The 18652-nt window shown below is 67.1% G+C and carries 19 protein-coding genes; 4 read left to right on the top strand and 15 right to left on the bottom strand.

Annotation, left to right across the window (positions count from 1 at the left end; all coding sequences use genetic code 11):
* Positions 1-16 precede the first annotated feature (16 nt).
* The 15 genes from Q0S71_RS13695 to orn form a co-directional block, all read right to left on the bottom strand.
* Positions 17-1279 carry an NAD(P)/FAD-dependent oxidoreductase gene (locus Q0S71_RS13695; protein WP_295996443.1) on the bottom strand — a complete coding sequence of 421 codons (1263 nt, stop codon included), beginning with the start codon at positions 1277-1279 and terminating at the stop codon, positions 17-19.
* Positions 1272-3623: an MMPL family transporter gene (locus tag Q0S71_RS13690; protein ID WP_295996440.1), complete on the bottom strand. Its 2352-nt coding sequence runs from the start codon at positions 3621-3623 to the stop codon at positions 1272-1274. Before Q0S71_RS13690 ends, Q0S71_RS13695 begins: the two co-directional genes overlap by 8 nt.
* Positions 3620-4234, bottom strand: coding sequence for an outer membrane lipoprotein carrier protein LolA (locus tag Q0S71_RS13685; RefSeq protein WP_295996437.1), 615 nt, complete (start codon positions 4232-4234; stop codon positions 3620-3622). Before Q0S71_RS13685 ends, Q0S71_RS13690 begins: the two co-directional genes overlap by 4 nt.
* Positions 4231-4665, bottom strand: a complete 435-nt coding sequence (locus Q0S71_RS13680) for a thioesterase family protein (protein ID WP_295996434.1) — start codon at positions 4663-4665, stop codon at positions 4231-4233. The genes Q0S71_RS13685 and Q0S71_RS13680 overlap by 4 nt, the downstream gene beginning before the upstream one ends.
* Positions 4658-6214 (bottom strand): histidine ammonia-lyase, encoded by a 1557-nt coding sequence (hutH, locus tag Q0S71_RS13675; protein WP_295996431.1) that lies wholly within the window; start codon positions 6212-6214, stop codon positions 4658-4660. The genes Q0S71_RS13680 and hutH overlap by 8 nt, the downstream gene beginning before the upstream one ends.
* Complete coding sequence (locus Q0S71_RS13670; protein WP_295996427.1) at positions 6201-7139, bottom strand: acyltransferase; 939 nt, start codon at positions 7137-7139, stop codon at positions 6201-6203. Before Q0S71_RS13670 ends, hutH begins: the two co-directional genes overlap by 14 nt.
* Complete coding sequence (locus Q0S71_RS13665) at positions 7136-7879, bottom strand: glycosyltransferase family 2 protein (RefSeq protein ID WP_295996425.1); 744 nt, start codon at positions 7877-7879, stop codon at positions 7136-7138. Before Q0S71_RS13665 ends, Q0S71_RS13670 begins: the two co-directional genes overlap by 4 nt.
* The gene (locus tag Q0S71_RS13660) at positions 7872-9677 is read right to left on the bottom strand and encodes an AMP-binding protein (RefSeq protein WP_295996422.1); all 1806 of its coding nucleotides are present in this window, start codon (positions 9675-9677) and stop codon (positions 7872-7874) included. Before Q0S71_RS13660 ends, Q0S71_RS13665 begins: the two co-directional genes overlap by 8 nt.
* Positions 9670-10215, bottom strand: a complete 546-nt coding sequence (locus tag Q0S71_RS13655; RefSeq protein ID WP_295996419.1) for a hypothetical protein — start codon at positions 10213-10215, stop codon at positions 9670-9672. Before Q0S71_RS13655 ends, Q0S71_RS13660 begins: the two co-directional genes overlap by 8 nt.
* A gap of 5 nt (positions 10216-10220) precedes the next feature.
* Complete coding sequence (locus tag Q0S71_RS13650) at positions 10221-10472, bottom strand: acyl carrier protein (RefSeq protein ID WP_295996484.1); 252 nt, start codon at positions 10470-10472, stop codon at positions 10221-10223.
* 36 nt (positions 10473-10508) lie between these two features.
* Positions 10509-10763 carry a phosphopantetheine-binding protein gene (locus tag Q0S71_RS13645; RefSeq protein ID WP_295996416.1) on the bottom strand — a complete coding sequence of 85 codons (255 nt, stop codon included), beginning with the start codon at positions 10761-10763 and terminating at the stop codon, positions 10509-10511.
* Positions 10756-11553 carry a 1-acyl-sn-glycerol-3-phosphate acyltransferase gene (locus Q0S71_RS13640; RefSeq protein WP_295996413.1) on the bottom strand — a complete coding sequence of 266 codons (798 nt, stop codon included), beginning with the start codon at positions 11551-11553 and terminating at the stop codon, positions 10756-10758. Before Q0S71_RS13640 ends, Q0S71_RS13645 begins: the two co-directional genes overlap by 8 nt.
* On the bottom strand, positions 11546-12301 hold the full coding sequence (locus Q0S71_RS13635) for a beta-ketoacyl synthase chain length factor (protein ID WP_295996409.1): 756 nt from the start codon (positions 12299-12301) through the stop codon (positions 11546-11548). The genes Q0S71_RS13640 and Q0S71_RS13635 overlap by 8 nt, the downstream gene beginning before the upstream one ends.
* 91 nt (positions 12302-12392) lie before the next feature.
* Positions 12393-12710 carry a hypothetical protein gene (locus tag Q0S71_RS13630; protein ID WP_295996406.1) on the bottom strand — a complete coding sequence of 106 codons (318 nt, stop codon included), beginning with the start codon at positions 12708-12710 and terminating at the stop codon, positions 12393-12395.
* A gap of 110 nt (positions 12711-12820) precedes the next feature.
* Entirely contained in the window at positions 12821-13417 is a 597-nt protein-coding gene (gene orn / locus Q0S71_RS13625) for an oligoribonuclease (RefSeq protein WP_295996403.1), read from the bottom strand.
* Between the two features lie 51 nt (positions 13418-13468).
* On the opposite strand from orn, the gene Q0S71_RS13620 reads away from it, so the two are divergent.
* From Q0S71_RS13620 to Q0S71_RS13605, 4 genes are all read left to right on the top strand, one after another.
* Positions 13469-14737: a M48 family metallopeptidase gene (locus Q0S71_RS13620; protein WP_295996401.1), complete on the top strand. Its 1269-nt coding sequence runs from the start codon at positions 13469-13471 to the stop codon at positions 14735-14737.
* Complete coding sequence (locus tag Q0S71_RS13615) at positions 14734-15102, top strand: 4a-hydroxytetrahydrobiopterin dehydratase (protein WP_295996398.1); 369 nt, start codon at positions 14734-14736, stop codon at positions 15100-15102. Before Q0S71_RS13620 ends, Q0S71_RS13615 begins: the two co-directional genes overlap by 4 nt.
* Positions 15099-15998, top strand: coding sequence for a ribosome small subunit-dependent GTPase A (gene rsgA, locus Q0S71_RS13610; protein WP_295996396.1), 900 nt, complete (start codon positions 15099-15101; stop codon positions 15996-15998). The genes Q0S71_RS13615 and rsgA overlap by 4 nt, the downstream gene beginning before the upstream one ends.
* Positions 15999-16152: 154 nt before the next feature.
* The coding region (locus Q0S71_RS13605) for a GAF domain-containing protein (protein ID WP_295996393.1) at positions 16153-18652 on the top strand (2500 nt) is incomplete at its 3' end.

Below are 18652 nucleotides of genomic sequence, written 5' to 3'. Positions count from 1 at the left end.
AACCATCGCAAGCGAATCAGGCCGGCGTACATAGCGCCTCCAACGCGGCCAGCCGGCGCGGCGTCTCCTTGACAAAGGGATTGTTCACGTCCCATGCGTAGCCGGCCAAAATCGCGGCGATCATGCGCTTGATTTCAGGCTGCTGGTTTTCGTGGAAGATGATGTTCTGGAAGCCGCCCGCGTACCACGACTCGACGAAGGCGCGGAAGGTGTCGACGCCCTTGCGCAGCGGCGCGCCGAAGTCGGCCTGCCAGTCCACGCTCTCGCCGGCGAACTGGCGCTGCAATACCGCCGCCGCGAGGCTGGCCGATTTGAAGGCGATGGTCACGCCGGACGAAAACACCGGGTCGAGGAATTCGCCGGCGTTGCCGAGCAAGGCGTAGCCCGGTCCCCACAGCTGGTCCACATTGGCCGAGTAGCCGACGATCTGGCGCGCCGGCGTGTCCCACTTGGCGTCGACCAGCAAGGCTTGCAGCGACGGCTCCTCCGCGACGATGGCTTGCAGCCGTTCGGTCGCGCTGCCCTGATACCGGTCGAGGAAGCTGGTCTCGGCCACCACGCCCAGCGAGCAGCGGCCGCCGGCGAACGGGATGGTCCAGAACCAGACATCGCAATGCCGGGGATGGACCGTGACGCGGATTTTGTTGCGGTCGAATCCCGCGCCGCGTATGCCGTCCTCGATGTGGGTGAAGATCGCGCCGCGCACCGGAAAGTTCGATGGCGTTTCCAGCTTCAGCAACCGTGGCAGGATGCGTCCGAAGCCGCTGGCGTCGAGAATGAAGCGCGCATCGACCTGATACTGTCCGCCCTCCGCATCCCTGACCGTCACGCGCGAAGTGGTGGGTGTAGCGCCGCCGGCCTGCGCCAGTTCCACGTCCAGCACCTCGTGCCGATAGCGCACCTCGGCGCCGAAGCGCTCGGCCTCCCTGGCCAGTATGTGATCGAAGTCGGCGCGCTGCACCTGGTAAGTGGTGCCCCAGCCGGCCGAATGCTTGTCGCGGAAATCGAAATCGGTGTAGCGGCCGTCGCGCATGAAGGCCGCGCCGTTCTTGAACTGGAAGCCCGCTTCGACCACCGCCTTCAACATGCCGGCCTGCTCCAGGTACTCCATCGATTGCGGCAGCAGGCTTTCGCCGATGGAAAACCGGGGGAACTGTTCGCGCTCGATCACCAGCACCTGGCGGCCTTGCTGGCGCAGCAGCGCGGCCGCGACCGAACCGGCGGGTCCGGCGCCGACGATGAGGATTTCAACGGATTCCGGCTTCAATACTTCAGTCATGCGTGCTTTCAGAGGAGGAGACAAAACAGGGAACCAGCAGCCAGGCCAGCGCGGTCCCGACCAGCATCGTCAGGCCGAAAGCCTGCAACGCCGGGGTGCGGCTCAGGGCCAGCAAGCCAAAGGACAAAATAGTGCTCGCGGCCGACATGCCGATCGCCAGCCACGGCGTGCGGTTGCGGCGGTCCGGGTGTTCCTGCATGAAGATGCCGTAGTCGACGCCGACGCCGAGCAGCAGCATCAGCGCCAGCACGTGGAACAGTTGCAGCTTCTGCGCCGCGTAGCCGAGCAGCGCCAGCGTGGCGATGCTGGCCAGCGCGGCCGGCGCCAGCACGCGCCAGGTGCGGCGGCGGTAGCGTGGGAACAGCAGCGCGTACACCACCGCATAAGCGCCCAGCACCACCCAACCCATGTAGAGCCGATAGCGGCCCAGCACCGATGAAATTTCATCGACCTTGTCGACCCACAGCACGCCCCGCAAACCGGCGCCGGCCCGCATCACCTGCGGCACGGCGCCGCTTTCCAGACCGCGCAAGGCGACGATGCTGGCGTAGCTGCCGTCGATGCGGCCCAGCCACAAATGGCGCCATGGCTCGCTGGCCGGCGTCTTCAAAAAATCGTCCATGAGCAGCGGCGCGCCGGCCGCCTTCAGGCCGGCGCGGGTGGCGGCTATCCATTGCGGGTCGGCGCCGATCTGCGCGGCCAGTTCGGTGAGCGGACCGCCGTCGTTGAATAATTTTTCATCGAGCAGCGCGCGGCGCGCCGCCTGCGTCCGCGCCGACGGCACCCAGTTGGACATCGATTGATATCCGCCGAGGCGATGCGCGGCCACCAGCGGATCGAGGCGCAGCTTGAGCTCCTCCTCGCGCTGCAAAACGGTTTCCGCCGACTCGCCACGCACGAGAAAATACTGCACCGGCGTCGGCGCGTCGAGCAGCTTGCTCAATTTGATCTGGTCGGCGATCAGGTTTTTGGGCGGATTTTGCAGCAGGCGGATATCGTCGTTGGCGCCCAGGCGCGCGATGCCGGCGCAGGCCGCGACCGCGAACAGCAGCGCCGCCAGCAGCGTCGCCCGGTTCATGCGCAGCTGCGGCCAGCGTTGCAGCAGCGCGCCGTAGCGCCGCACCAGCGCGCCGCTTTTCAGCGCCCGGCCGCCTATCAGCAGCGGGAACCAGCACGCCACCGTCAGCCACGCGAACACCAGACCCAAGCCGGAGAACACGGCCATCTGACGCAGGCCGGGGAACGGCGTCAGGGCCAGTCCCATGTAACCGATCACGGTGGTCAGCAAGGTCAATGTGAGGCCGGGCATCAGGCGCTTGAGCAGCGTTTGCGAATCGGTGGCGGCGTCGGTGCCGAGGCGGTTGTATAAAAAGTAGATGCCGTAATCCTGCGCCACGCCGATCAGGCTCGCGCCGAATACCAGCGTCATTAAATGCACGTGGCCGAACAGGATCCAGCACACCGACAACGCGCCGAGGCAGCCTATGCCTATCGATAGCAGGATCAGGAAAATCGGCTTCAGCGAATGGAAGGAGAACCACATCAGCAGCACGATGCCGATCAGCGAACCGATGCCGATGGTCGACACTTCGCCGCTGGCCTGCGCACTGGCGGCGGCCGCATGCAGGATCACGCCGGCCTGTATCAGTTCCGATTGCGGCGCGGCCTTGCGCGCGGCGGCGCCGGCCTGCGCCAGCAGGGGCAGCACGGTTTCCTGCGCCGTCATCGACAGCGCCGGCACCTTCAGCACAAACGACAGCAGCACATACTGGCGCTGGCCGTCCGTCACGAACAGGTGGCCGTCGCGCGGGCGCACCGGCGTTTCCAGCGCGCGCTCCTGGACCCAGCCGCCGAACAGGCCGAAGGGATCGTCCTGCCACGCGCCCAGTTTCGGGCCGCCGAAGGGACTATATAATTTCGCCAGCGCGGACTGCACCCACCATTGCGCCGGCTGCGCGCGCAGCTGCGCGTCCTGCTGCGCCGTCAGCAGCGTTAGCCGGTGCCGCTGGAACAGCGACAGCCAATCCGTCTGCGTCTGCTCGTCGATGGGCGTGGCGTCGATGATGTCCTTGTGCGCGGCCAGCACCGCGCCGTAGGCGTCGGCCGCGCGCCGCGCGTCGCCCCAATCCGTCGCGCCGGCCAGCACGATCACGCGCTGCTGCGCCGCGTCCACCATGTGGGTGAAGGACTGCTGCAATATCGGATCGCGCTCCTGCACCGGCAGCAGCGCCATGATGTCCGTGTCCGGCACGATGCGCTGCACCAGCCACAGATAGGCGTTATGCCCCAGCAGCAGGCACACCAACAGTGCCCACGTCAGCGCCAGATAGCGGCTGCCTTTCAAAACAGCGCCGCCTCGTCGGCCGTCATCGCGGCGTCGCCGGTTTCGATGGCGGAAAAGACGATGCTGGTGCGGTCGCCGCCCGCCTCGCTGAGGACGATGTTCTTGACGTAGGCGCCGCCATCGAGCTTGATGCCGCCTATGGCCTTGGCCAGCGCCGGCGCGCGCGCCTTGAGCGCGACGTTCCAGCCGGTGGCGTCGACGCCGCCGTCGATGTCGAACAGCGTTTCCAGTTGCGCCAGGTCGCCGCCGAGCAGCGAGAACAGCACGCTGTTTATCATGCGGACCGTTGGCTCGGTCTTGGCATCGAGCCGCATGGCGACGCGGTCGCCCTGGTAGTTGACGATTTCGTCGCGCGTCAGCCGCAGCGTGCTGGGGAAGGGACGCAAGGTCCGCCACAGCACGCCCTTGCCGGCGACGACGCAGAACCGGCCGCTGGACGCCAGCGGCTTCTTCATGCCGGCCAGCTGCTTGCTCTGGTCGAAGCGGCCGCACATCACCGGCGGCTTGGCCAGCATGGCCTGGATTTTCGCGACCAACGCGGGCGGCTGGGCGGCCTGCGCGAGCGTGGCCGCACCCAGTGTCAACATCAATGTCAGGACGAGACGTTTCATACCGGAGCGATCCCCAATTTTTCAAACAGCACGGGCGGCGAGACGAAGCACATCTCTTTGGTCGCGATATCGACGGCGACCATGGTGGTGCTGGCGCGGTTCAGGCGCTTGCCGGTGTCGGCGTCGGTAATCAGATAGTCGATCTTGAGCCGGTTTTCCCATTCGACGATATCGGCGCGCAGCTTGAGGCGCTGGCCGAACGTGGCCGAACCGACGTAGCGCAGATGCATGTCGATCACCGGCCACGCGTAGCCGGACTCTTTCATCTGCACGTAGTTGTAGCCTATCTTGTCGAGCAGCGCGCAGCGCACCACTTCCAGATATTTCACGTAGCGGCCGTGCCAGACGATCTCCATCGGATCGAGGTCGAAGAACTGCACCTGCATTTCCACTTCCGCGAACCAGCGGCTGTCCCCGTTCGGCTTACGCATACAGCCGCCATGCCTTGCCGCGGATGCGGTCGAGCAGCAGGCGCAGGTCCGGCTCCAGGCGGCGGTCTTCTTCCACCACCCTGATGTCGGCGCCCAGCGCTTCGAGCATCGCCGTCAACTGCGCCTGCGGTTGCAGTTCCGGGTTGGCCACGGTGCGCAGCCAGACGCCCTGGCGCACCGTGATGAGCAGGGCCGCCACCACCTGTTCCGTCAATTCCAGCACGCGCAGGCAGTCGCGCGCGGCGATGGTGCCCATGCTGACCTTGTCCTGGTTGTGGCATTCGGTCGAGCGCGAAAACACGGAGGCCGGCATGGTCAGCTTGAGCGCCTCGGCGGTCCATGCGGAGGCGCTGATTTGCAGCGCCTTCAGGCCATGGTTGATGGCCGCGCGCGGGCCGGTGGCGCCGGACAGGTTGGCCGGCAGGCCGTGGTTGTAGCGGCTGTCGACCAGCAGCGCCATCTGGCGGTCGAGCAGGTCGGCCAGGTTCGCCACCGCGTTTTTCATGCTGTCCATCGCGAACGCGATGTGGCCGCCGTAGAAATGGCCGCCATGCAGTACCCGTTCGTTTTCGGCGTCGATCAGCGGATTATCGTTGGCGCTATTGAGTTCATTTTCAATCGCACTGCGGAAGAAGGGCATGGCGTCGGCCAGCACGCCGATCACGTGCGGCGCGCAGCGGATCGAGTAGCGGTCCTGCAAACGCTTGCCGTTGCGTTCCCACTGCTCGGTCGGCAAGTCACTGCGCAGCCAGGCCGCAACCTGCTGCATGCCGGCGTGCGGCTTCACGGAGAACAGCACTTCGTCGAAATGGTGGGCGTTGCCGTCGAGCGCGAACGAGGCCATGGCCGTGATGCGCGTCGTCAGCCGCAGCAGATAGTCGGCGCGGTCGTAGGCCATGCAGGCCAGCGCGGTCATGACGGCGGTGCCGTTCATGATGGCCAGCCCCTCTTTCGGCCGCAATTTCAGCGGCGCGATGCCGGCCTCCGCCAGCGCCTGCGCGGCCGGCAGCTGGGCGCCGTCGCGCCACACTTCGCGCTCGCCGCACATCACGGCGGCCAGGTAGGACAGCGGCGTCAGGTCGCCGCTGGCGCCGACCGACCCTTCCGATGGAATCAGCGGCAGCAGGCCGGCGTCGAGCAGGCGCGTGATTTGCAGCAGCAGCTCGACGCTGACGCCGGAATAGCCCTTGCTCAGCGACGCCAGTCGCGCAGCGAGGATGGCGCGCGTCTGCGCCGGCGTGAAGTAGTCGCCCAGCCCGACGCCGTGGTAGGTGTAGAGGTGATGCGGCAGCTCGGCCACCAGCTCCGGCGGCACCGTCACGGTGCAGGAGTCGCCGTAGCCGGTGGTGACGCCGTAGATGGTGCCGTCCTCGCGCAGCAGGCGGTCGAGGAAGTCGGCACCGCGCGCGATGGCGGCGCGGAAGGCCGGGTCGTCCGACAGCATGGCGTCGGCGCGGCCGTGCGCGATGTCGGCGATGTCTTCGATGCTCAGGCGGTCCTGGTCGAAGCGCACCGCACGGCGGGTGTTTTTTAAGTCAGCGAGATGCATCAGTATTCCAGTTGGGTGAGTGCCAGAAGTCGTAGAAGTTGAACCACTGGAGCGGCGCGCGCAGGCAGTAGTGTTCCAGCCGCCGCGCGTAGTCGGCCGCCAGCGCCGCCAGCGCCGCGTCGCGGCCCTGGCGCGGAATGCGCACGGCGTCGCGGAAAAATTCGAAGTGTACTTCCGAGCCGGCGCCGTGGCGGATCGAGAACAGCAGGTACACCGGGCATTGCAGGATGCTGGCCAACACATACGGCCCGACCGGGAAGGCCGCCGGCGCGCCGAGGAAATCGGCCATCGCCACGCGCGGCTTGGGCGCGACCGGAATGCGGTCGCCGGCGATGACGACGAACTCGCCGCGCGCGACGCGCTCCGCCAACAGCATGGCGGTGGCCGGCGACATGTCCGTCACCTGCATCAGATTGAGCTGGCTGGCCGGATTGAGGCGGCCCAGCATCTGGTTGAACGCTTGCGCGTGGCGGGTGTGGACCAGCACCGTGAGCTTGATGTCGGCGCGCTGGCGCGACAGCACGCGGCACAGTTCCAGGTTGCCGAGGTGGGAGCAGATCAGCAGGCCGCCGCGGCCGTCGGCGGCGGCCTGGTTGACGACGGCCTCGCCGAAGAAGCTCACGCCGTCGAGCGGGAACAGTCCGCCCCACAGCAGCATCTTGTCGAGGATGGCCTCGCCGAACGCGGCGAAGTGGCGCAGCACACCGGGCGCGGTGCGGCCGGTGTGGCCGGCCACGCGGCGCAGGTAGTCGCCCGAGGCGCGGCGCGGCTGCGGCTTGGTCAGCAAATACCAGCCCAGCACCGGATACAGCACCACGCGGAACGGCCAGCGGCCGAACACGCGGCAGATCCAGAACAGCAGGCGCATGCCGGCCACGAAACTGATCTCGTTGATGGAAGCCCAGTGGCGGCCGCGCGCGCTCATCGGCCCCGCCATTTGCGCGCCAGCAGGCGCGGTATGCGCGGCAGCATGCCGAAGAACAGCAAGGTATGCATCCACGAGATCAGCGCGTTGTCGCGCCAGACGCGGAAGTGCGACACGCCGTCGGCCGGATAGCAGACCCGCGTCGGCAGGTTGATGACGGCCAGTCCGTCCCAGTACAGGCGGACCAGGATGTCGGTGTCGAAGTTCATGCGCGTGCCGATGGCGCGGCGCGACGCCAGCGCCGTGACGGCGGCCACCGGGTAGACGCGCAGGCCGCACATCGAATCCTTGATGTCGAAGGACAGCGTGTTAATCCAGACCCAGACGTGGGTGGCGTAGCGGCCGTACAGGCGCGCCTTCGGCACCGAGGCGTCGTACACCGGATGGCCGGCGATGACGGCGGCCGGATGCGCCTCGGCCCGCGCCAGGAAGCGCGGCACGTCGGCCGTGTCGTGCTGGCCGTCGGCGTCGATTTGCAGCACGTGGCTGTGGCCCAGCTGCGCGGCGCGCTCGAAGCCGCGCAGCACGGCCGCGCCCTTGCCCTGATTGTGCGCCAGCCGCACCAGCGTCACGCGCTGGGGATGCTGCCGCGCCAGCGCGTCGAGCACTTGCGCGCAGGCGGCGCCGCTGCCGTCGTCGACCAGGATGCAGGGCACGTCATGGCGCAGCAATCCCGCCAACACGGCGCCGATGGCGCCCTCGTGGTTGTAGACCGGGACCACGACGCAGGGCTTAAACATCGTCGTCTCCCAGCATGATGCGGCCGCTGGCGTGCTGGCCGCCGGCGGACAGGTAGCGAAATTGCAGGCTGCCTTTATCGGCGTCGTGCAGCAGTTCCAGCCGCACCGGGCTGTCCGGCAGTATCACTTGCTGGAATTTGAGCGCGTGGATGGCGCGGAACCGCGCCGGCAAGTCGAAATAATGGCGGCCGTAGTGGATGGCCCATTCGACCTGCACCACGCCGGGCAGGATGGGCGCGGCGCCAAAATGGCCGTCGAAATAAAACAGGTTGGCCGGCGCGGTCAGTTCCAGCAGCACGCGTCGCGGCCGGGCGGCGGCGTCCCGTTCCAGTTCCAGTTCCAGTTCGCGCAGGTGCGGCAGGCGCGGAGCCGGCGCTGGCGGCGCAGCGCCGGCGGTGCCGTCGTCGTCGTCGTCGAGCAGCGCCAGCAAGGCGGCCAGCGTGGTCTTGCCTTGCGCGTTGACCGGCAGTTGATCGAGGTAGCGCCAGCGGCGCGGCAGCGCGACCGCCTCCACCACGGCGGCCAGCGCGGCGCGCAAGCGCGCGTTCAGGGCCAGCTTGCCGTCCGCTTGCAGCGCGGCGCGGCCGGCCGCCGTCGGCACGATGAAGGCGGCCAGCTTCTGGCGTTCGCCGGCGGCCGGATCGCACAACACCACGCGCGCTTCCTGCGCCAGCGAGGAGGCGATCAGCGCCGCTTCCATGGCATCGAGCGAGATGCGTTTTTCCTCGATTTTGACGACGCGGTCGCTGCGCCCCAATAACAGCAAACGCCCGGCCGCCGCCGGCGCGGCGCGGTCGGCCAGCGTCAGCCAGCGGTCGTCGGGCAGGTGCGGCGAGCGCACGGCCAGCAAGCCGTCGTCGCTGCCGATGCGCCAGTCCACGGTGGGGAAAGGCAGCCAGGTTTCGCCGAGGCCGATGTCGCCGCCGCGCTGGCGCCATGCGACGCCGCCCGTTTCCGAGCTGCCGTAGACTTCCACCGGCACTTTGCCCAGCAACGCGCCGGTGCCGTGCGCGGTCTCCGGCGGCAGCGGACCGCCCGATGAAAACACGGCGCGCAGCGTGCGCGCGGCGCCGCTCCAGTCCAGGTGCGCGGGCAGCCGTTTCAGGTGCGCCGGACTGGCCACCAGCACGCACGGTCCGGCCGCCAGCGCCGGCGCCAGCTGCTCCGGGTAGGCGACGCTCAGCGCATGGATGGCGCGGCCCGCGCACAGCGGCCACAAGACCTTGAACAGCAGACCGTAGATGTGCTGGTGCGAGACGGTCGCGATGACGGCCGCGTCGCCGGCGATGGCGCCGAACAGGGCGTCGAGCGTCGCCACTTCGCTGGCCAGCTGCGAGATTTTTTTCGGGATCGCCTGCGCCGCGCCGGTGCTGCCGGACGTGAACACGACCAGCGCCGGGAAATCGGGCGCCAGCGCCGCGTTGAGCGCATGGCGGTCGTCATCGCCAACGTCGTCGCCGGCGGCCGGCATCAGCGGCAGCAGCGCGGCCGGGAACTGGCCGAGGAAGCCGTCGACCGACAGCCGCAGGGCGGCGCAGCTGGCCGCCAGCGTGTCGGCGCTGAGCCAGATGGTTTTGCCGGCCTGCCAGGCGCCCAGCATGGCCGCGCCGAATTCGATGCTGTCGTCCAGGTAGAGGGCGAAATCGCGGCCGGCCTGGCGCCGCAGCAGTCCGTGCCAGGCGCGCACGCGCGCGACGAAGTCCGCGTTGTCGACCGCCGCGCCGGCGCGCCAGCCGACCAGCGACGCGGGCCGGCGCGCGGCCGTGGCCGCGCTTAAAAGTGATAGCGTGTCAAGCATGGTGCAAACGTTTGAAGCGCAGCCGCAGCAGATATTCGACGCCGAATAAAAGGCCCATCAGCGCGTAGGAAATGACGCCGGTGTAAAGCGACCACACGGCGGCCGAGGCCCACAGCGCGGTGCCCAGGGCGACGGCGCCGTTGAATATGAAGAAGCCGCACCACACTTGCGTCACCTTGCGCATATACGCTTGCGCGGGCGGCGCGAAATCCTCGCCGCGCAGGCGCGCCATGCGTTCGACCGCCGACACCGGCGTGCGCAGGCTGTAGCCGAAGCCGCCCAGCAGCGCGGCGTTGACCAGCACCGGATACAGCTTCAGCGGCAGCAGCAGGTTGCTCCAGATGGCGCAGGCCACCAGCAGCAGCGCGGCGCCGGCCGACCAGCGCGCGGCGCCGGCCAGCTTGAGCGACGGCAGCCGCGTGAGCACGGCCAGCAGCAGCAGGCCGGCCAGCCAGCGCGGCTCGACGCGGCCGTGGCCGAACCAGATCGCCAGCGGATAAAGCAGCGTCAACGCCGCCGTCAGCACCGTCATCGGCATCGCGCTTACGCCACCTGCTCCGCCATGCCGGTCAACGCGTCGACCACGTCGCCGATGGTGCGGATGGTCTTGAACACTTCCGGCTGCAAACGCTTGCCGGTCAGCTGCTTGAGTTTGACGGCCAGGTCGACGGCGTCGATGCTGTCGATATCGAGATCGGCGTACAGGTTGGAGTCGGCCGTCAGGGCGGCCGGGTCGAGCTCAAACATCTCCGCCAGCAGCTCCACCACCCAGGCCTGCAACTGCTGCCTGCTCATCGTATTCAATTCAATCATGCCCTACCCCTTATTGTTTTATTTTGTTCTCAGGCTGGCGATCATGGCCGCCAGCGCTGTCACGGACGCGAAATAGCGCCGCGTGTCGGCCGAATCGGCCGACAGCGAAATGCCGTACTTCTTTTGCAGCGCCACGCCCAGTTCCAGCGCGTCGATCGAATCGAGGCCCAGGCCGTCGACAAACAGCGCGGCCTCGTTGTCGATGTCGGCGGCGACCATGTCTTCCAGTTGCAGCACGTCGATAATCAGTTCTTTGACTTCCAGTTCAAGCATGGCTTTGGTACTTCCCCGTAAAATAAGTCTGTAGAAAATCGGTCAGCCGGCGCGCCGCCATCACGTCGCTGGCGCCGTCGCCGGTGAACCCTGCGATCGCCAGATCGTCCTGGACGTCGATGCGAAACAGCACGCGCCGCGGCGGCACCCGCCACCATTTTTCGCCCTTGCCCAGCGTCTGCGGCTGGCAGCGTATCAGCACCGGCGTGATGTCGCGCGCGCCGCGCACGGCGATGTTGGCGGCGCCGCGTTTGAGGCTGATGACGCCGTCGCCGGCCGTGCGCGTGCCTTCCGGGAAGACGATCAGGTTGTTGCCCCGTTCCAGCGACGCGATGCAGTCCGCGACCAGGCCGGCGCCGCCGCCGTTGTTGATGTAGCCGGCCGCCCGCACCGGGCCGCGCGTGAACGGGTTGTTCCACAGCGCGCCCTTGACGATGCAGTCGGCGTTTTTGACGAAGGCCATCAGGAACACGGTGTCGATCAGCGTGGGATGATTGGCCAGGATCAGCAGGCCGCCGCGGTCGAGCTTTTCCAGGCCGCGGATATCGTAGCGCAGCACGCCCAGCAGCCGCATCAGGTCGACGTAGGCACGGAAGGCCAGCCGGATCACGGTGCGCGACCAGGCGATGCGCCGTTCGCGGCGGCGCACCAGCAGCTTCAGCGCCGGAAACAGGAATAGCCGCAGCAGCAGGCCGCCCACGCCGAAGACGGCGAAACTGAAGCCGGTGGCCAGCACGCGCCAGCACAAGTCCAGTTGCGAGACCAGCCGCGCCGGCGCGGCCTCACGCATCGCGGCTCCAGCGCCAGCGGCGTTGCGCGGCGACCCGCTCCATGCGGGACGCGCCGCTCAGTTGAAAGGCCAGCACCGCCAGGCTGCCGGGGACGGCCGTGCTCTCTGCTGCCGCGTCGTCGTCCGGCGTGGCGCCCGCGCCGGTCCAGCTCAGCGCGATGGCGCCGCTGTCGGCGGCGGCCGTCATCAGCCAGGCCCACGCGTGCGGCTGCTCGTCGCTGTCGGCGTAAGGCGCCATCAGCGGCGGCAGCGCGCAGTCGCACGCCACCAGCAGCACGGCCGGCGCGCCGTCGGCCAGCAGGCCGCAGGCTTCGATCACCGCGTGTTCGACCGTCGCCGCGCCGGCCGCCAGCGCGATGTGGTTGGCGCGGTCGGCGCGCGCGATGGTGAACAGGCCGGCGCTGGCGTTGTGGACGGCCATGCCGAAGGCGGTCGGCGACAGCGGCTCGCCGCGCGCCAGATCGGCCAGCAAGTCGAGCGCGCGCCCGACTTCGCCGTGGCGCGAGCAAAATACGGTCGGCACGTCGGCGCGGCCGGCCTGGCATTGGTAGGCGACTTCGAGCGCCATCTTGCCGAGCAGGCCGGCGCGGCGCCGCAACATCGCGGGCATGGCCGCGACGCCGGGTTCGGCGCCCGCTTCGATCCGATAAGGAGCGGCGGCCCATTGCCGCCACAGGTCGGCCGTGGTCAGGCCCGGCGCCCAGGCAGCGTGGCTGACAATGGAAAATCGAATGGCCTGCGTGCGCATAAATAAAATAGTCTTTGAGCCATCAAGTAAAAACACCGCTCTCACTCGCGCACAAAAAATCGCGGAATTACCAGTCAACGTCGAGGGCAGATTATAGACGACCACCTATCCCATTGGCATCACCAATTAAATCAAAAGAAACTATTTTATTGTCACCGATCAAATAACCACACGCCAATTTCGGCATTCTATCCAATTCCCACATAAAATCGCGGTCCGCGCCGCGCGCCGGGCCGCCGTTGTAAAATACCAGCCACCATCCGCCAGCCGCCATCCGTCCCGCTGTCATCCCATAAGCACGCAAGACATCCCATCCGCTGGCTACAACGGCTATCGAATTACCGCCGCGCTCTCGCGCAACTACAGCGCTTTGTCGATACGGTCGCACATCGACAATCCGGCGCTGCAAGCGCACATCGAACGCTACGGCCGGTCTTTTTACCGGCGCGGCGCATAAAAAAACGCCGCCGGATTAAACCGGCGGCGCTTTATCACCGCATTAAAACCTTGCCGGCCGCATCACAGCTTGATGAAATGCTCGCGGTAGTATTTCAGCTCTTCGATCGATTCGACGATATCGGCCATGGCCGTGTGCTTCTGGTGCTTTTTAAAGCCGCCGACGATTTCCGGCTTCCAGCGCTTGCACAATTCCTTCAGCGTCGACACGTCGATATTCCGGTAGTGGAAAACCGCTTCCAGCTTCGGCATGTAGCGCACCATGAAACGGCGGTCCTGGCCGATGGTGTTGCCGCACATCGGCGTTTTACCCTTCGGCACCCACAGCTTCATGAAGGCGATCAGCGCCTCCTCGGCCTCCGCTTCCGTCACGGTCGAGGCCTTGACGCGCTCGATCAGGCCGGAACGGCCGTGCGTGCCCTTGTTCCACGCATCCATCTTGTCCAGCGTTTCGTCGCTCTGGTGGATGGCGAACACCGGGCCTTCGGCCAGCACGTTCAGGTGCATGTCGGTGACGACGACGGCCACTTCAATGATGCGGTCGGTGTCCGGCTCCAGGCCGGTCATTTCCATGTCGACCCAGACCAGATTCATCTCGTTGGGGCGCTGCTGGGCCGGCACGTTTGCGGAAGCGGCGGCTAAGTCGGTGGCTTGTGACATAATTCTCTCTTGGCTAGTCTATCTAATCCGCCATTTTCTCACAGGCATAGCATGTATTCACTCGCGTTTTCGATTTTGTTTGTATCTTTCCTCATTTTGACGCTGCTCGTGCGCTTCTGGCTGGCCTCGCGCCATATCCGCCACGTGCTGCGCCACCGCGCCGCCGTGCCGGCCGAATTCGCCGAAAAAATCCCACTGGCCGCCCACCAGAAGGCGGCCGACTACACGGTCGCCAAGACCAAGTTCGGCATGCTGGCCCTGCTCGTCAACACGGCGGTGCTGATCGGCTTCACGCTGCTGGGCGGCCTGCAATGGCTGTCGACGCAGATCTTCCAGCACACCGGTCCCGGCATGGGCTACCAGATCGCGCTGCTGGCCGGCTTCGCCCTGATCTCCGGCCTGATCGACCTGCCCTTCGACTATTACAAGCAGTTCCACATGGAGCAGGGCTTCGGCTTCAACAAGATGACGCGCACGCTGTTCTTCGCCGACATGGCCAAGGGCGCGGCGCTGGGCGCGGCCATCGGCCTGCCGCTGGTGTGGGTGGTGCTGACGCTGATGGGCAAGGCCGGCAACCTGTGGTGGTTGTACGCGTGGCTGGTGTGGAGCGGCTTCCAGCTGCTGATGATGGTGCTGTTCCCGACCGTGATCGCGCCGCTGTTCAACAAGTTCACGCCGCTGGCCGACGCCCCCCTCAAGGCCCGCATCGAAGGCTTGCTGGCGCGCGTCGGCTTCGCCTCCAAGGGCCTGTTCGTGATGGACGGTTCCAAGCGCAGCGCCCACGGCAACGCCTACTTCTCCGGCTTCGGCGCCAACAAGCGCATCGTCTTCTTCGACACGCTGCTGGCCCGCCTGGCGCCCCAGGAAATCGAGGCGGTGCTGGCGCATGAACTGGGCCACTTCAAGCTCAAGCACATCGTCAAGCGCATCGCCATGATGTTCGCCATCTCGCTGGCCTTTTTGGCGCTGCTGGGCTACCTGAAAAACCAGATGTGGTTTTACACCGGCCTCGGCGTCGACCCCATGATTTTGCCGGGACAGAGCAACGACGCCATGATGCTGCTGCTGTTCGTGCTGGTGCTGCCGGTGTTTACTTTCCTGTTCGGGCCCCTGACCTCGATCTCCTCGCGCAAGCACGAATTCGAGGCCGACGCCTTCGCCGCCCGCCACACCGACGCGCGCGACCTGGTGTCGGCGCTGGTCAAGATGTATGAAGACAATGCCTCGACGCTGACGCCGGACCCGCTGCACTCGGCCTTTTACGATACGCATCCGCCGGCCAGCGTCCGCATCCACCACCTGAACCTGGCCGCGCCATGAGCGCCACCTTGACCAGCACCGCCGACCTGCTCGATGCCCGCTGCATCCGCGCCCACGATGCGCTCGACGCGGACGCCGTCGCGCGCCTGCTGCCGCTGGTGCCGGGATGGAGCGTCGAAAACGGCCGTTTGTGCCGCGGCTTCGGCTTCAAGAATCATCATCACACCATGGCCTTCGTGAACGCGCTGGCCTGGATCAGCCACACCGAAGACCATCACCCGGAATTGACCGTGACTTATAAAAACTGCGTGGCCCGCTACGACACCCATTCCGTGAACGCGGGCGCCGGCGGCCTGTCGCAAAACGACTTCATCTGCGCCGCCAAGGCCAGCGCCCTGTTCGACCAGGCGCAGGGCGCGGCATGAGCCAGCTGACCGGCACCATCATCGCCGCCCACGGCCGCCACTACCTGGCCGACGCCGGCGGCGTCAAGCTGCAATGCGTCACGCGCGGCAAAAAAACCAATGTGGCGGTCGGCGACCTCGTCAAGCTCACCCTGACCTCGCCCGACCAGGGCGTGATCGACCGCATCGAGGAACGCAAGACGCTGCTGTACCGCTCCGACCAGTACAAGTCGAAACTGCTGGCCGCCAATCTGAGCCAGCTGTTCATCGTCGTGGCCACCGAACCGGGCTTCGCCGACGACCTGGTGTCGCGCTCGCTGGTCGCGGCCGAAGCGGCCGGCATCACGGCGCGCCTGATCCTCAACAAGACCGACGTCACCGAATCGCTGGCCAGAACGCGCGAACGCTTGCAGCCGTATGCCTCGCTCGGCTATCCGGTGCACGAAATGTCGGCCAAGGCGCGGCCCGAAGAAGCGCTGGCCATCCTCGCCCCGCTGATGGCCGGCCAGTCGTCGATCCTGATCGGCCAGTCCGGCATGGGCAAGTCCTCGCTGATTAATCTGCTGGTGCCGGACGCCGACATCGCCGTGCGCGAAATCTCGGCCGCCCTCGACACCGGCAAGCACACCACCACCTTCACGCGCCTGTACCAGCTGCCCGAACTGGGGCCCGACTCGTCCATCATCGATTCGCCCGGCTTCCAGGAATTCGGCTTGTACCACCTCAGCGAAGGGATGCTGGAACGCGCCTTCGTCGATTTCGCGCCCTACCTCGGGCACTGCAAATTCTACAACTGCCGCCACTTGATCGAGCCGCAATGCGCGATACTGGCGGCGGTGGCGGACGGTAAAATCGCGCGCATGCGCCACACGCTGTACGGCCAGCTGCTGCACGAGTCGGCCCAGACGCTGTATTAAACAGGCTCGATATTCTTAAACAAGCGCACTTTTATTTCTTAATCATTATTTCTAGATAACAGAAACGCAAGCCGTATTTGCGTTTATAATTCCCCAGGGAAATTATTTTGCGACGTTGGCCGGCGCCAGCGCATCACTGCAATCAAGGCTGACGATGGACATGTTTGTGCTCGACGAGGACGTGGCGAAATGGGAGCAGGCGCTGCTTACCCTGAACGGCGTGGCCCGTTTGCCGGTGCAACTGCCGCTGGCCTGGCACTTGCGCCAGCGCGACAGCGTCCGCGCCAGCGCCCTCGCCACCGAGGCGCTGGCCCTGCTGGCGCAGTCCGAGCTGACGCCGCTGGCGCAGCGCCTGAGCGCCGCCCGCCTGCAACTGGTGCACGCCGAGGCGCTGTGGCTGCAAGGCGAGCTCGATGCCGCCGACGCCCTGGCCGCGCAAGCGTGGGATGTGTTGTGCAAGCACCATGACCACAGCGGCTGCGCCGACTCGCACTGGCTGCGGGCCTGGATCGCGGTCGACCGCGGCGACCACGTCCGCTGCGACGCCGAACTGGAACTGGCCGCCGCCGCCGCCCGCGACGCCGGCGACCCGATGCGGGCCGCCATCGCCGAAGCGGCCATCGCGCGCTGGGCCGTGCTGCACGATCCGCAGCAGGCCGCCGTGCGCTGGGGCCTGCGCTTCGACCTGCACCAATATCCGCAGCCGGCCGCCGTCACCGCCTGGGTCAACGATTTCCTCGGCCTGGCGGCCAGCCAGGCCAGCGATTTCGGCGCCGCCGCCGGCTACTTCATCCAGTGCTACGAAGCGGCGCTGAGCACCGGCCAGCTGCGCGCGGCCATCACCGCCGCCACCAACCTGGGCGAAGCGTTCGCCGTCCTCAACGACCACCACTCGGCGCTCGAATGGATGCAGTGCGCGCTCGACCTGGCGCGGCCGGCCGGCTGGCCGCGCTCCGTAGGCGCCTGCCTGATGTACACGGCCGACACCATGCGCCGCCTGGGCCGCCTCGACGCCGCCCGCGAGCTGTTGCAGGAAGCGCTGCTGATCCTGGCGCCGCTGGCCGGCGCGCGCAGCTACGCCAACGCCCTGCACTACCTGGGCGAACTGTCGCTCGACCGCGCCGAATACGCCGCCGCGCTGGAAACCTTCGAGCGCCTCGAAGCGCGCGCCGAGGCGCTCCAGCAAACCGATTTCCGCAGCATCGCGCGGCGCGGCCAGGCCCACGCGCTATGCTTCCTGGACCAGCCGGAAGCGGCGCTGACGGCGGCCGCCGCCGCCATCGAGCTGGCCGCCAGCCAGTCCAACGCCTACAGCCAGGTGGCGGCGCTGCGCGTGCTGTCGATCATCCACACCGAGCACACGCTGCCGCCGCCGGCCGGCATGACGGAGCTGAACGCCACGCTGCACTATCTGCACCAGGCGCTGGCGCTGGCCTCGACCATCGACGGCTACACCCTGCCCGGCGACCTGCTCGACGCGCTGGCGCGCGAGTACGCCCAGGCCGGCAGCTACGCCCAGGCTTACGAGGCGGCGCTGGCCGCCAGCGCCGCGCGCGAAAAGGCCCGCAACCAGGAAGCGACCAACCGCGCCATCGCCATGCAGGTCCACCACCAGACCGAAAACGCGCGCGCCGAAGGCCACCACCACCGCCAGCTGGCCGAATCGGAGGCGCGCCGCGCCGCCGTGCTGCAACAGACCAGCGCCACGCTGGAACGCTTGTCCGTGATCGGCCAGGAAATCACCGCCCACCTCGACGCCGGCGCCGTGTTCCAGGCGCTGACGCGCCACGTCCACCTGCTGCTGCCGGCGAACACCTTCGCCATTTATCTCACCGACCCGGGCGGCGCCTCGCTCAGCCGCGCCTTCGGCGTCGAAGCCGGCCAGCCGCTGGCGACCAACTCGATCCCGCTCACGCACCCGCACGCCCACTCGGTGCGCTGCCTGCTGCAACGGCGCGAAGTCTATGTCGAACATACGCCGGCGGCGGCCGAACACCTGACCGTCACGCCCGGCACCGACGCCAATCTGAGCGCGCTGTTCCTGCCGCTGCTGGTGGGCGAGCGCGCGCTCGGCGTGATGACGGTGCAGACCATGGCGCCGCAGGCCTACGGCGAGCGCGAACGGCTGATCTTCCGCACCCTGTGCGCCTATGGCGCCATCGCGCTCGACAACGCCGAAGCCTACCGCCAGTTGCAGGACGCGCAGACGCAGCTGGTGTCGCAGGAAAAGCTCGCCGCGCTGGGCTCCCTGATGGCCGGCGTGGCCCACGAATTGAATACGCCGATCGGCAACAGCCTGCTGATCGCCAGCACGCTGCAACAGAAGACCGACGACCTGGAAAAGCAGCTCAACGGTCCCGGCCTGCGCCGCTCCGAACTGGCCGCCTTCGTGGCCGACGCCAAAAAGGCGTCGGAGCTGGTGATGCGCGGCCTGACCAGCGCGGCCGACCTGGTCAACAGCTTCAAGCAGGTCGCCGTCGACCGCACCACGGAACAGCGCCGCATGTTCAACCTGCAGCAGGTGGCGCACGAAATCATCGCGACGATGATGAACCGCATCCGCGCTTCGGACCATGCGATCGCCTTCGAGATCCCCGAGCTGCTGATGATGGACAGCTATCCCGGCCCGTTCGGCCAGGTCGTCACGAACTTCA

Source organism: Rugamonas sp., assembly GCF_025354735.1.
Lineage (GTDB): Bacteria > Pseudomonadota > Gammaproteobacteria > Burkholderiales > Burkholderiaceae_D > Rugamonas.
The sequence above is the reverse complement of the archived record's forward strand: the minus strand, read 5'-3'. Positions and strand labels throughout refer to the sequence as shown.

What these genes read in the sequence shown, in the direction of transcription:
- orn (WP_295996403.1), bottom strand. Translation starts at nt 13,417, where the DNA reads ATGTCACAAGCCACCGACTTAGCCGCCGCTTCCGCAAACGTGCCGGCC.
- Q0S71_RS13655 (WP_295996419.1), bottom strand. Translation starts at nt 10,215, where the DNA reads ATGCCGATGACGGTGCTGACGGCGGCGTTGACGCTGCTTTATCCGCTG.
- Q0S71_RS13635 (WP_295996409.1), bottom strand. Translation starts at nt 12,301, where the DNA reads ATGCGCACGCAGGCCATTCGATTTTCCATTGTCAGCCACGCTGCCTGG.
- Q0S71_RS13695 (WP_295996443.1), bottom strand. Translation starts at nt 1,279, where the DNA reads ATGACTGAAGTATTGAAGCCGGAATCCGTTGAAATCCTCATCGTCGGC.
- Q0S71_RS13680 (WP_295996434.1), bottom strand. Translation starts at nt 4,665, where the DNA reads ATGCGTAAGCCGAACGGGGACAGCCGCTGGTTCGCGGAAGTGGAAATG.
- hutH (WP_295996431.1), bottom strand. Translation starts at nt 6,214, where the DNA reads ATGCATCTCGCTGACTTAAAAAACACCCGCCGTGCGGTGCGCTTCGAC.
- Q0S71_RS13670 (WP_295996427.1), bottom strand. Translation starts at nt 7,139, where the DNA reads ATGAGCGCGCGCGGCCGCCACTGGGCTTCCATCAACGAGATCAGTTTC.
- Q0S71_RS13650 (WP_295996484.1), bottom strand. Translation starts at nt 10,472, where the DNA reads ATGAGCAGGCAGCAGTTGCAGGCCTGGGTGGTGGAGCTGCTGGCGGAG.
- Q0S71_RS13660 (WP_295996422.1), bottom strand. Translation starts at nt 9,677, where the DNA reads ATGCTTGACACGCTATCACTTTTAAGCGCGGCCACGGCCGCGCGCCGG.
- Q0S71_RS13615 (WP_295996398.1), top strand. Translation starts at nt 14,734, where the DNA reads ATGAGCGCCACCTTGACCAGCACCGCCGACCTGCTCGATGCCCGCTGC.
- rsgA (WP_295996396.1), top strand. Translation starts at nt 15,099, where the DNA reads ATGAGCCAGCTGACCGGCACCATCATCGCCGCCCACGGCCGCCACTAC.
- Q0S71_RS13685 (WP_295996437.1), bottom strand. Translation starts at nt 4,234, where the DNA reads ATGAAACGTCTCGTCCTGACATTGATGTTGACACTGGGTGCGGCCACG.
- Q0S71_RS13665 (WP_295996425.1), bottom strand. Translation starts at nt 7,879, where the DNA reads ATGTTTAAGCCCTGCGTCGTGGTCCCGGTCTACAACCACGAGGGCGCC.
- Q0S71_RS13640 (WP_295996413.1), bottom strand. Translation starts at nt 11,553, where the DNA reads ATGCGTGAGGCCGCGCCGGCGCGGCTGGTCTCGCAACTGGACTTGTGC.
- Q0S71_RS13645 (WP_295996416.1), bottom strand. Translation starts at nt 10,763, where the DNA reads ATGCTTGAACTGGAAGTCAAAGAACTGATTATCGACGTGCTGCAACTG.
- Q0S71_RS13620 (WP_295996401.1), top strand. Translation starts at nt 13,469, where the DNA reads ATGTATTCACTCGCGTTTTCGATTTTGTTTGTATCTTTCCTCATTTTG.